This window comes from Spirochaetota bacterium (assembly GCA_035477215.1).
Classification (GTDB): domain Bacteria; phylum Spirochaetota; class UBA4802; order UBA4802; family UBA5368; genus MVZN01.
Window position 1 is genome coordinate 1 of the sequence record DATIKU010000037.1, and the last position, 12,232, is coordinate 12,232.

The 12,232-nt window shown below is 56.4% G+C and carries 15 protein-coding genes; 10 read left to right on the plus strand and 5 right to left on the minus strand.

Annotated elements, in window-relative coordinates; genetic code table 11:
* The coding region (locus tag VLM75_08695; GenBank protein ID HSV96996.1) for a hypothetical protein at nt 1-203 on the plus strand (203 nt) is incomplete at its 5' end.
* On the plus strand, nt 194-472 hold the full coding sequence (locus VLM75_08700) for a PIN domain-containing protein (protein HSV96997.1): 279 nt from the start codon (nt 194-196) through the stop codon (nt 470-472). The genes VLM75_08695 and VLM75_08700, both read left to right, overlap by 10 nt.
* Before the next feature lie 66 nt (nt 473-538).
* Here the strand turns inward: VLM75_08700 and VLM75_08705 are convergent, their stop codons facing one another.
* Together VLM75_08705 and VLM75_08710 are read right to left on the minus strand one after the other, a co-directional pair.
* The gene (locus VLM75_08705) at nt 539-778 is read right to left on the minus strand and encodes a type II toxin-antitoxin system HicA family toxin (protein HSV96998.1); all 240 of its coding nucleotides are present in this window, start codon (nt 776-778) and stop codon (nt 539-541) included.
* Nucleotides 778-1,005 carry a type II toxin-antitoxin system HicB family antitoxin gene (locus VLM75_08710; protein ID HSV96999.1) on the minus strand — a complete coding sequence of 76 codons (228 nt, stop codon included), beginning with the start codon at nt 1,003-1,005 and terminating at the stop codon, nt 778-780. The genes VLM75_08705 and VLM75_08710 overlap by 1 nt, the downstream gene beginning before the upstream one ends.
* 538 nt (nt 1,006-1,543) lie before the next feature.
* Between VLM75_08710 and VLM75_08715 the strand changes: the two genes are divergently transcribed.
* From VLM75_08715 to VLM75_08735, 5 genes are all read left to right on the plus strand, one after another.
* Nucleotides 1,544-2,467 (plus strand): porin OmpL1, encoded by a 924-nt coding sequence (locus tag VLM75_08715; protein HSV97000.1) that lies wholly within the window; start codon nt 1,544-1,546, stop codon nt 2,465-2,467.
* 204 nt (nt 2,468-2,671) lie between these two features.
* On the plus strand, nt 2,672-3,544 hold the full coding sequence (locus VLM75_08720) for a hypothetical protein (protein HSV97001.1): 873 nt from the start codon (nt 2,672-2,674) through the stop codon (nt 3,542-3,544).
* Between the two features lie 259 nt (nt 3,545-3,803).
* Nucleotides 3,804-4,013 carry a hypothetical protein gene (locus tag VLM75_08725; GenBank protein ID HSV97002.1) on the plus strand — a complete coding sequence of 70 codons (210 nt, stop codon included), beginning with the start codon at nt 3,804-3,806 and terminating at the stop codon, nt 4,011-4,013.
* Nucleotides 4,004-4,447: a PIN domain-containing protein gene (locus VLM75_08730; protein ID HSV97003.1), complete on the plus strand. Its 444-nt coding sequence runs from the start codon at nt 4,004-4,006 to the stop codon at nt 4,445-4,447. Before VLM75_08725 ends, VLM75_08730 begins: the two co-directional genes overlap by 10 nt.
* A gap of 55 nt (nt 4,448-4,502) precedes the next feature.
* Nucleotides 4,503-4,718, plus strand: a complete 216-nt coding sequence (locus tag VLM75_08735) for a type II toxin-antitoxin system HicB family antitoxin (protein HSV97004.1) — start codon at nt 4,503-4,505, stop codon at nt 4,716-4,718.
* A 27-nt stretch (nt 4,719-4,745) separates the two neighbouring features.
* Here VLM75_08735 and VLM75_08740 read toward each other — a convergent pair whose 3' ends face one another.
* Nucleotides 4,746-6,101, minus strand: coding sequence for a glutamate-1-semialdehyde 2,1-aminomutase (locus VLM75_08740; protein ID HSV97005.1), 1,356 nt, complete (start codon nt 6,099-6,101; stop codon nt 4,746-4,748).
* 518 nt (nt 6,102-6,619) lie between these two features.
* Between VLM75_08740 and VLM75_08745 the strand changes: the two genes are divergently transcribed.
* From VLM75_08745 to VLM75_08755, 3 genes are all read left to right on the plus strand, one after another.
* The gene (locus tag VLM75_08745) at nt 6,620-7,930 is read left to right on the plus strand and encodes a fibronectin type III domain-containing protein (protein HSV97006.1); all 1,311 of its coding nucleotides are present in this window, start codon (nt 6,620-6,622) and stop codon (nt 7,928-7,930) included.
* Between the two features lie 76 nt (nt 7,931-8,006).
* Nucleotides 8,007-9,260, plus strand: coding sequence for an HDOD domain-containing protein (locus tag VLM75_08750; GenBank protein ID HSV97007.1), 1,254 nt, complete (start codon nt 8,007-8,009; stop codon nt 9,258-9,260).
* A gap of 136 nt (nt 9,261-9,396) precedes the next feature.
* Complete coding sequence (locus VLM75_08755; GenBank protein HSV97008.1) at nt 9,397-9,891, plus strand: response regulator; 495 nt, start codon at nt 9,397-9,399, stop codon at nt 9,889-9,891.
* 12 nt (nt 9,892-9,903) lie between these two features.
* On the opposite strand, the gene VLM75_08760 is transcribed toward VLM75_08755, so the two are convergent.
* Nucleotides 9,904-10,392: a chemotaxis protein CheW gene (locus VLM75_08760; GenBank protein ID HSV97009.1), complete on the minus strand. Its 489-nt coding sequence runs from the start codon at nt 10,390-10,392 to the stop codon at nt 9,904-9,906.
* 10 nt (nt 10,393-10,402) lie between these two features.
* Complete coding sequence (locus tag VLM75_08765; protein HSV97010.1) at nt 10,403-12,220, minus strand: hypothetical protein; 1,818 nt, start codon at nt 12,218-12,220, stop codon at nt 10,403-10,405.
* Nucleotides 12,221-12,232 lie beyond the last annotated feature (12 nt).

Here is a 12,232-nt window from a genome sequence, read left to right on the forward strand (position 1 = left end):
AACATGACCACATCTTTCAGATCATCCGCGAAACGATTTCGAAGAAGCGAATTCAATTCTCCGAGCATGGTATTTTTATCTATTTCCATGGCGATTCCACCCCATCGACCCGCTACAATCCGACCGAATTAATGATACCCGTGTCGTTCGTTCGCGTCAAGCGCGAAACGGGGGGGCCGCGCTGGACGGAGAAATGTATATAACCCCCATCCAGATAGCCGAGGTACGCGCCGGCATGAAAGACAGGGAACGCCGGAAGACCGAAGAACTCCTCGACGCGTTTCCGGTCCAGGAGATTGACGCGGCCGTGGGCGCCGGTGCGGGCGATATCCTCCGGCGCTACGCCCCCTCGCACGGGGTCACCCTGGCGGACGCCCTCATCGCCGGCACCGCGATGCGTCACCGCATGAAATTGTGGACGCTGAACAGAAATCATTATCCCGGCATGGGGGACGATGATTTTATCGATTGAGGAGGCGCACAAACGTTTGCGGGCCTCCTTACGCACACCCGTCAAGAACGCGGACAATCCGCGCCTTCACGCCTCATCGAACGCTTTTATGAATTCCTCACGGGAAATTCCCGCCTGAGTGCAAATCATTCTTAATGTAGAGCCTTTAATCGTGGAATGGTTGGGCATCGTCAGCGGTGTTTTTGATCCATCCGGGTTGTTCCTGCACATTGAAATATGCTCCCTCTCGCGAACCATCTCGAATCCGAGATGCCGAAGGGCCTTTACTACCCTGGTTTTAGAAGCGTCTACGGGGAATTTTGGCATCAGCCATTGATGGATATTTCGGCCACGAACGCTTCGAGCACGGGAAAATCGGCATCGAAAGCCTGCGCGCCAAATGATTCGATATGAAACCTGATCGCGGACTTAACGTCGGCAAGAGCGTCTTCGTAGGAATCGCCCTCTCCGACAATGATCCCCTTTAAACCGATCGGATAGGCGATAAATCCATCGGGATGTTTCTCTATGATTATCTTGTAGTGTGTATCCATATTTAGAACCGAACCTCCACTTATTTATCTGATAAGCTTTACATCAGCGGGCGAACATGTCAATGGGAAATCATTGGATTCTATTTTCATGACGCTTCCGATCCGCCGGCACACATCGATCCGGTTGAATTAATACTACCCGCCAGACGCACCCCCGTCAAGCGTAAACCGCTCCTTTAAAAAATCCCTTGACACAAATGAGCCTTTGTCGTATTATCGCCGTCAGTTGTATCCGACGACGCGAAAATCTTTTCGCGGTGCCGGTACAAAAAGGATTGACAGGCGCAAATTCACCGTTACAGTGGGTACATGGAGACACTCCGTTCGAACGCAGTTCGCCGCGGCTTCATGCTTCAACCATGTATATTATCCGTTCCGGGGGGCGGGAAAACCGTCCGGAGGGAATAATATAAGTTTTTTGGAAGGCGGCGCTTCGATACATTCCTCGCGATCCGCCTCCTTCCAGATACATACGAAACGACCGCCTCCGGGTGGTTACAACAAAAGAGGTTTTAAATTTTATTAGGAGGATTTACGCATGAAGAAATTGTATGTAGTTCTTCTGGCCCTTGCCCTTGCCGTCAGCTTCGGCACGGCCGCGATGGCGAAAGACGGCCTCAGCGCCGGTATCGGTTTCGGCGCGAAATTCGACCCGAATGGTCTTGGTGGAACTGTCCTTAAAGATGGTCTTGAGCGCCAGGGATCGACATTTGATGTTATTTTGGCCGAAAATGCTCTCACGGTTATGGATAACAAGGGAATGATTAAAGATCTCGAAGCTAACGGAGCAATGACGGCAATGGACATTGCTCTTAATGCCCGCTATGACTTCCTCGGCAAGCTCTTCGCCCGCGTTGGATTCAATTATAATTTTAAAGTCATGGGTGGTGATACATCGTGGAAGTACAGCAACACGTCTGGTATTGTTGCTTGGGACAATGGAGTAACAGCAGTTGGAGCTGCAAACGCTAAGGCTTCCCAGGTGTGGGATTATGCCGCATGGGCAATCCCTGTAACAATTGGCCTGAATCTCCCGATAGCCGATGGCAAGTTCAATGCCTATGCCGGTGTTGGCTTTACCTACGCATCAGCTACATGGAGCGTTGAAGTTAAGCAACCCGCTGGCATCCTTGGTGTGATGGGTGCAGCCAATGCAACACTTACTGCTGGCCAGATAGGTGCCTTACAGCTCAATCCCGCTGTTAAAGAGAAGGTCGAATTTGATTATTCAGGCCTTGGATTCAACTTCCTCATTGGCTTCGATGCCGAGGTCGCGGAGAATATTTCCGTATTCATCGAACTCGAAAACCAGTATGTTGCCGGAATGTCTGATGCCCAGAAGATCAAATCCGCGAGCGCCATAACTGCCCTTGGAACCGACCAGATCGCATACCCGGTCGTTCCCGGTGGCCAGATCGTTCGTTTTGGCGCGAAGTATTTTATCGGAACGCCTTGGATGTAATTTATATTGCATAGTTTAAAAAAAGCGGGGAGCGATCCCCGCTTTTTTTATTTCATAATATTTATGGATGGATTCCCCCGAAGGCGCGCAAACGTTTGCGCGCCTTCGGGGGAATCCATAAAACGATTGCAAAAACGGCCACCGCATTGTATGCGGTATATTTCGATCACCGGTCGCGCGATTTCAGCACTCCGAGGCTGTTCCATGAAAAATACCGCTCGTAATGTTTTCACCATCGCGCTCATCATACTCGCGACGGCCACGTCACCCCTGTTCGCCGAATCTGTCTTCCTTAAAGACGGCTCGATTGTCGAGGGTACTGTCACTACCGAGACATCGGAATCACTGACCATCACCACGCCGAACAAGTTGAAAACCGAAATACCCCGGACCGAAATACTTCGGGTACTGACCGACAATGACTATAAAAAACCATCCACCATCCGCAAAAAGGACGGGACCGAAATAACAGCACACGTGGTTGAAGAGCGGACGGATGCTTTTATCGTCAGGATGACGCTCTCGTCACCGAACGAAATAGCAATATCAAAACAGGACATTCATGAATTCGTCGGGAAACAGCCGACAGTGACGATTAAAACCAGCGGCCCGCGCGTCTACACCCCAAAAGAGGCGGCACAGACATCCATAATCCCCATCCGAAGCGGCAGTCTTCTTGTGAAGAAGGATTATTTGGGAATAACGCTGGTATTCGCGAAAACGGGGGCGCTGGTGTTTCCGCTTGCGCTGATCGGCGGCGGGGCCATGGGCTCTATGGGCAGCGATGGATCAACAGGCAGTTCATCAAGCAGCTCCAATTCGCTGGAGGATGAAACCACTAAAAAGATCGTCTTTATATCATTCGGCGCCTGGGTACTCCTCACCGCCACCGATATGATCTACTCGTACTACCGGGTAAAAAGCTTCAACGAGCGGGCGGCCTCGGAAACGAAAGCCGGGGCCTCGTTCGGCTTTTCGGTCATGCCGCTCGTTTGCTCCGGCACTCCGGAGCCCGGCGAACGGCGCGCGTGTGGCCGCGTCGAGGGCGTGGCCGCCATGGCGGTGATGCGGTTTTGACGATTTCCCCCCCGAAGGCGCGGATTCGAATCCGCGCCTTCGGGGGGCACGCGCCTTCACGGAAAATCCACCCACACGCTCCCGTCGCACCCATGACGTTCGCGTTGCCGCGCGATATACGCGAGGTGGTTCCGCAGATCGTCCATGTCGCGGATTATGTGATCGTGGAATGATTTTTGCCATCGAAACGGCGGATGGGGTATATTTTTTTCTTGATTCTATATAAATCATCGTTACCTTTGAAACAGGAGAACCCAGCATGAACAGCGTCAGAAAAATATACAAAGAAATATCGCAACTCCCCGGCGCGGACAAAAAAGCCCTGCTTATGCGTCTTGTAAACGATTTGCGCTCAGATGAAACTGAAAGGGCCCATTCAATTTTTGAAATCAAGGGTGTTGGAATCGACATCTGGAAAGGCATGGATGCCCAGGAATACGTCTCGAGCGAACGAGATTCATGGACCTGAATACCATCATTCATAACCACCGGAGAATAATGATCGACACCGCGCCGATCATTTATTTTATCGAGGAAAACCCCGCATACGGTCCGTTCATGGAAAGCATGATAGTGGCCGCGACCGATAAAGAGTGCGTTCTCATGACGTCGGTTATAACCCTTGTGGAAGTACTCACGCACCCTCTGCGCATGAACAAGCTCGATATCGCGGAGAAGTATCGCACCGTCCTTGTGGATTCTAAGAATATTATTATGTATCCCATCGATACGCTCGTTGCCGAACGCGCGGCCGAATTACGGGCACGGCATCAACTTAAAACACCCGATGCCCTCCAAATCGCGGTTTCGCTTGAAAACAACGCTACGTTGTTTATCACCAATGACAACCATATAAAAAAGGTGGAAGATATCGAGGTAATCGTGTTAAGCGAGTTTTTGTGAATCGGCACCGGTGAATCCGCGCCTTTCGGGATTAAAGAACACGGAGGAGTAACTCATGCGGAGGATTCTCATCGTTATCGAAAAAGCCGGCGACAACTACTCGGCCTTCGCTCCCGACCTCCCTGGCTGCGTTGCTACCGGAGACACCGTCGAAGAAGCCGAAATAAACATGCACCAGGCCGTTGAAATGCACATAGAGGGACTGAAACAAGACCGTCTTCCCATCCCGCCCGCCTCGGCCATTGGGGAATATATCGTCGTGCCGGTATGATGGCGCCTTCGGGGGGCACACACGAATTCACCGCAACACCACCCCCAGCGCCTCCTCCATCGCCATGGCCGTGCGCGCAAGGTCCTCGTCGGAATGCGCCGTGGAGAGAAAACCCACCTCGTAGCCCGACGGCGAAAGGTACACGCCGCGGGCGAGCATCTCGCCGTGGAAGCGGCCGAAGGCCTTCATGTCGCAGGCGCGCACCTGGTCGACCGTGGTGATGGAGCGCCGGTCGGTGAAGTAGAGCGCGAAGATCGAGCCCATCTGGAGCGCGAGGAGTTTCCCCGCGTATTTTTCGGCAAGCGGCGAGAGGAGCGCACGGAAGGTTTCGGCCTTTTTGTCGAGCAGCCTGTAGGCGTCGATTTTTTCGAGCCTGGCGAGCGTGGCGATGCCGGCGCGCATGGCGAGCGGATTGCCCGAGAGCGTGCCCGCCTGGTACACGGGCCCGTCGGGGGCGACCTTCGCCATAATCTCCTTCGACGCGCCGTAAGCACCCACCGGAAGCCCGCCGCCGATTATCTTGCCGAGCGTGGTGATGTCGGCGCGCACGTCGAAGTATTCCTGCGCGCCGCCGCGCGCCAGGCGGAAGCCCGTTATGACCTCGTCGAAGATGAGGAGCGCGCTGTACGTATCGCAGAGCGCGCGCACCGCGTGCAGGTAATTTTTACGCTTACGGTCCACGCGCCCGATCGCACCGGCGGCCCTGTCGTCCCTAACGGCGTACTCATGGCTTTCATACGGCGGGATGAGCCCGTAATTGCAGGGGACCGGCTCCATGATCACCGCGGCGACCGAGCCCGCGTGTTTTTTAAGCGCGTCCTCCAGGCGGTCGAGGTCGTTGTACGGCACCACGACCGTGTCGCGCGCGTTGTCGGCCGTCACGCCGGCCGAGTCGGGCGTGCCGAAGGTCGCCAGGCCCGAGCCCCCGGCAACCAGCAGGTGGTCGGCGTGACCGTGGTAACAGCCGTCGCACTTGATTATCTTGTCGCGTCCCGTGTATCCGCGCGCCAGCCGCACCGCGCTCATCACCGCCTCGGTGCCCGAGCTCACGAAACGGACTTTCTCTATCGAGGAAAAACGCGCCACGACCATCTCCGCGAGCTCGACTTCGTGGCGGTTGGGCGTGCCGAAGCTGGTGCCGCTGTGCGCCGCGTCCACTACGGCGGCGACGACATCCCCGTCGGCATGGCCCAGAATGAGCGGCCCCCACGACATGCAGTAATCGATATAGTCGTTGCCGTCCTCGTCGAAAACGTGCGCGCCCGCGCCTTTTTTCATAAACAGCGGATTTCCGCCGACGGATTTGAACGCGCGCACCGGCGAGCTCACGCCCCCGGGCATCAGTTCGCACGCGCGTTTGTACAGGGAAACGGATTTTTCGATTTTCATGGTTACCGATTGTCGATTCAAGATTTAAGATTTAAAGATTAAAAGACGTATTGCGTAACTGACATCAATGCCATCGCGAGGTGGCCGCCGGCCGACGTGGCGATCTCGAAAGACAACAGGTTTTATTAAAAAAACCAAAAGCTTTACGAGATTGCCACTCCCCGATACGGCCGGGGCTCGCAATGTACTTGGCAAAGCAACAACTCTAAAGATTTCCCGCATGGCGCATTCCTGGCGAACCGGGGCTCGGAATGAATGATGAACTTGCCCGTTCAACTTTACAGCGCCACTCGTGAATCACCGTACCGGTACCGCGCCGGCAGTTCAAGCAATAAATGTGGTCGCGGCACTGGGCACACCGCGCCATCAGGGACCGCGGCCGCAAAGCGAACAGAACGAGATTGAGCTGGGCGTTGATTTTGCACTTGCATCTGGGGCAGTTATAGGGTTAAATCCGCATGATGGCAATAGCAGGTACAATCTTGAATTTTTAACCCCGGAGATATCGCCCGATGAAGAGATACCCGCTCCTTCTGACAGCAGCGCTCATCATTACCGGAGCCGGCGGTCCGGTATTATCGTCCGATAAAATCACCGTAGCGATCGTCAGCGCGCAATCGAAGGCCGTCGAGACCGGCACAATGGAGAGCGCGGAGAAGGCCTTCCGCACCGTTTTCGCCGCGGATGAAGGAATAAGGCTCGTCGATACCGCGGCGCTCGAAAACGCCGCGGGGCGGCTTGTCCGCGAGGAACGCGATCCGTCTTCGAAGCTTGCGGGGCTGCTGCGCGGTACGGGCGCGGAGAAGGTCGTGCTCTTTACACTGGAAGCCCATGACGGGCGGCATACGGCCTCCGCGCGCGTACTTGACATGGCGTCTTCCTCGATCGAGTACCACAGCGGGGAGACGGCCGGCTCATTTACCGGGGCCGCCGACGCCGCGGCGATACTGGCCGGGCGCGTCGCGCTGCACCTCGCCGGGCGGCTGGACTGGATCGCGGCCCTTACGGCCGGCGACGGCGAACAGGCCGAAGGTGTGCGCCTCTCGTGGGCCTCGGCGAAACCGGCCGAAGGCGAGCGGTATGTCGTATACCGGTCGCCGCGCCGGGACGGCGATTTCACCCGTATTGCCGAGGTCGCGGTCACGGAGTTTCTGGATGCGGGCGCGCTTCCCGGCATGCGGTACTGGTATCGGGTGCGGGGCTCGTACGCGCAAACGCTTACCGATCATAGCGAGGCACAGGCCGGCCACCGGAAGGCCGCGCTGCCCGCGGGCCTGGATATCGACCGGGTGCTGAAGCAGAAAACGGCCGCGCCGCCGCGTTATGCAAGCGACGCCGAGCGCGAAAAGGCCGCTCGCGACGAGGAGATGCTGAAACCGCTGTACCGCCACCCGGTGAAACTCAACCTCATCCTGTTAGTCGCCAGAAACTATATCAAGCGGGGCGACGTGATGGTGCTGCGCGGATTCGACGGCTATACGGCAGACGCCGCCAGCGCCGCGATCGAGTTCACCGGGCCGGGCGAGGCATACAGCGTCGAATTCCGCTCGAAGCGGCTTTTCCGCTTCCGGGAGAAGGCCGGCGACGAGCTCTTCGAGCGCCTGCTCGGCAACTCGCTCTTCTACTGCGTTCCCGCCGGAGAACGCGAGAGGGAGCTGCCGGACGGCACGGTCGTGTTCGTGCCGCGCCTGGAGGCGATCGCCGTCTCGATGCAATACCACAAAAACGACCGCAACTGGCGCGAAAGGACCATCATGTTCGACACGGACGTAAAGGAATTACGGGAAAAAATGGAGAAGGCCGGACAGGGCGGCACGTGGTAAAATTGTTGAACCATTTCGGAGTTCACGATAAACTGCGGATCAGGCGGATGAAAAGATACACCCGGAAGGAGACTGGATGGCGGGCAAAAACATACCGATAGAATCGACGCAAAAAATCCGCGGCGTCTACGTGGCGCGCCAGCCGATCTTCGACAGAAGCCTGAAGCTTTACGCCTACGAACTGCTTTTCCGCTCGGGCTTCAGCGAATTCTACGACCAGTCCGACGGCGACCTCGCCTCGTCGAAAACCATCATGAACAGCTTCCTCCTGCTGGGACTCGACTCCCTCACCGGCGGCAGGATGGCCTTCGTCAACTTCACCCGCAACCTCATCCTGGGGGAGGTCGCGACGATATTCCCGCGCGAAAAGCTCGCCGTGGAGATTCTCGAAACGATCACTCCCGACGACGAGGTCATCGCCGCGTGCAGACGGCTCAAGAAGGCCGGGTACACGATCGTACTGGACGATTTCATTTTCAAGCCCGAACTGCAGCGCTTCGTCGACATGGCCGACATCATCAAGCTGGACTTCCGGATATCGGGCGTACGGGAGCGCCAAGAACTCATCAGCCGGCTCGGACACGGGAAGATACGGTTCCTCGCGGAGAAGGTCGAGACCCGGAAGGAGTTCGACGGGGCCTTCGCGATGGGTTTTACCTATTTCCAGGGATATTTTTTCGCGCGTCCCGAGATCGTCTCCGGCAAGGACGTCCCCGGCTACAAGCTGAACTATCTGCAGATACTCAGGGAGGTCCATAAGATCGACGCCGATTTCGGCGAACTCGAGGACATCATCAAGCACGACGTTTCCATCACCTATAAACTGCTGCGATTCATCAATTCGGCGGCATTCGGCTTCGCGACGAAGATCCAGTCCATAAAGCAGGCGATCAGCCTGCTCGGGCTCAAGGAATTCAGGAAATGGGTGTCGCTGATCGCCCTCAGCAGCATGGGCGATGACAAGCCCGAGGAACTGGTGCTCGCGTCCATGAGCAGGGCGCGCTTCTGCGAGCTCATCGCGCCGAAGATCGGCATGAAGGAAAAATCCTCGGACCTCTTCCTGACCGGAATGTTTTCGATGATCGACGCGTTCATCGACCAGCCCATGGAGGATATCCTGAACGACCTTCCGCTGTCTGAGGGTATCAAAACGGCGCTCCTCGGCGGCGAGAACGTTTACCGCACCGCCCTCGAGACGGCGATCTCCTTCGAAAGGGGCGACTGGGATTCGCTTGGCCCCCTGAAAGAGAGGCTGGGACTGGGCGAGGACGAGTTTCCCCCGATTTTTCACTCTTCAATCGAATGGGCGTCGCGAATTTTCATCGAATAGCCCGTAAAGAGCCACTTTGCGACAACTTTACATGGAAAAACACCACGCGGGTGATAGATTGCCATGTAGTCCGGGCGAGCAGCCCTCACTTGGGCCGCGCTCCCGTTTGCAGAGCTTATACACCCAGATGATGGCTATGGAGAAACAGAATAAAAAGCCGGCGGAATTTCGCGAGGACGCCGGAAGCGATTTGGCGGCGCCAACCGCCGGCGCGAGCCGGTCGGTGCTCCTCATGGACGACGAGGAGAGCATTTTACGCGTAACCGGAAGGATGCTCGAATTGCTCGGCTACGCGGTTTCCTGCGCCAGGCACGGTATGGAGGCCGTCGAACTCTTCGCCGACGCGCTGGAGAAAGGCTCCCCCTTCGACGCCGTGATCATGGACCTCACCATAAGGGGAGGCCTGGGAGGCAAGAGCACTGTCATCGCCCTGCGCCAGATAATGCCCGACGTAAGGGTCATCGTTTCGAGCGGTTACTCGAACGATCCCATTATGTCCAATTACCGCGAATACGGTTTCAGCAACATCCTTTTCAAACCGTACCGGATCGAGGACCTCGGGCATACGCTCTCGCAAACACTCGGTGCCGATGTCCCGCGTCCCTTAATAGACGTGTCTGACGCGCGCTGATCCGCCTCCCTTTTACCGCTTTATATCGAGCAGCTTCAACTCCTCGTCGGTAAAAACCTTGTCGGCGTCTATAATAATGATCAGTTTCTCATGGTCCTCGGCGATGCCGCTTATATAATCGGTTTCTATATTCACACTGAAGTGCACGGTGTCCTGAATGTTATCGCCGCGGAGGCTCACCACATCGGACACCGAATCGACAATGATGCCGATAAGCCTGGTCTTTACCTGCACCACCATGATGACGTTCATCTTGTCATAGGGCTTTTCGGGAAGGCCGAACTTCAGGCGCAGGTCGATCAGGGGTATCACCATGCCGCGGAGGTTGATGACCCCCTTCATGAATTTCATTGAATGCGGCACGTGCGTGATCTTCTGCATGCCCACTATCTCCTGGGCCTTCAGCACCTCGATCCCGTATATCGCGTCGGCCAGGCTGAAGGTTATGTACTGCATCTCCTCGACACGTTCGCTCCGTGCGCCGGTCCCGGTTGTTTGCATATGCCCTCTCCTAAAAAAATATCGTGCTTCCTTCCTCTCGCTCCGCTCCCTCGCGCATTTCGTCCAGAAACGAGAGCAGCATCATCCTCTTGTAATCGCCTTCCTCGCCGGCGTCGGCGACGCTGCGTTTAATCCATTCCGTATCGCCCCCGAAGACGGCGCGGTCCTCTTCAAAACCCGACGATGGATCCCGCAGAAGTTCCCGAACGTCCCGCACGATATCGCCCAGGGTGCGCCTTGTGATGCGCAGCAGGGCGGACCGCTCCTCCTGCTGGCCTATGAATTCGATGAAGTGGCCGCTTTTCTCCCCGATCTGTTCAAGCACCTTCCGGTAATTGCTGCGCGATTCGGCGACGCTTGCGGCGACCCTGGCGATCGATTCGATTCCCTCGCGGAGGCGCCGCTCCTCCATGTCGAAGCTTTCACGGTATTTTTCCATGTCGGCCTGCATCGCTTCCATTATTCCGCCGTGAAGGCTGTTGAGGCCGTCGACGATACGCTTGATCTCCTTGGGCAGCGAGCTCACTTCGGAGAGTGTGCCTTCCAGCGCGCTCCGCAGACGGTGGTGACGGGCGAGCTCGATGCGCGTGATCATGGTGATGATCTCGAACCGGCGGGCGACGGCACCTATCTGATCGAAGAAAAGCCCGAACCCGAATACGATTGAAAGCACGCGCCCGGCCTGATCGTAGAGTCCCCGCCTGCCGCCTATTATCTTTTCTATTTCGTCGATATAACGCTTCCTTGTTTTCTCCATGCTGTCGTAAATATCGTCCATCCCCTTGAGGCTCTGAGGGATCGTAAGGCTGTCTCCTTCGCCGCCGTAGTCCGCACCCTCAATTATCTTCCGTATACCGGAGAAACCCGCGGCCGCCTGTTCCATTATAAGATCGAGATGACGCGTGATGCTGCCGATTTTTTCGCGGATCATCACCAGGGCCATGTTCGTAAGCCGGGCGCTTCCCGCGCTCTCGCGGGCCGCGCGAAGGTAGCGGTCGTACCCCGAAGCCATCTCCTCCGTAAGGTAAATGATTTTTTCAATATCCTGCCTCAGTACGTCCTCCATGCTCAGGTGGTCGATGACGCCGCGTATCGAATCGTCCACTCCGTCCATCGAGGCGACCATCTGTATCACGTCGCCGGCCGCTTTCTCGAGCCCGCCCGCAATCCGGTTGAAAACGCTTCCGCTCTCGGCACCGAACCGTGAAAGATACTTTTCATACGCCCCGGCCTGTTCGCTCCTGGCGGCACCGAAATCGCTGAATGCGTCGTTGAGGTCTTTGATCAGCCCGGCGAACCTCGTTGATATCTCGTTCGCGTCGCGGGAGAGGTTTCCCATCTCGTACGAGATCCTCGCCAGCGCCTCTCCCTCTGCGCCGGTTTTCTTGGAGATGATCATCGTGTTCACCGAGTGAATTTCAATGGCCTCGATGATATCGATAATCTCCTCCACTCTCCGGGGTATCTCGAAGCTGCGTTCGATACCCGCCATCACATTGTCACTTATTGACTCATTTCCGCGCAGTATCTCCAGTGAGCGGGCGATTACACTTTCCATCTCCCGCTTTTGTGTGTTGACCACCTTCCGGATAAACGTATCCTCTTCGCCTTCTTCCCCGATGGCGTAAAAATATTTTATATGGGGAAACACCACCGACCTGAAATCGCGAAGCCTCAGGGCCGCGCGTATCAGGAATTCACGCGTAACGCCGAGTATGTTCTTCGCGTTGTCGCGCAGATGAAGGAACTCCGCGCTGACCGCGTCTATGATGTCACCGACCGGGCGGACACCCGCGGGAGGCCCTTCCTTAAGGTTGTTGGCGATCACGGGTGCCATCCT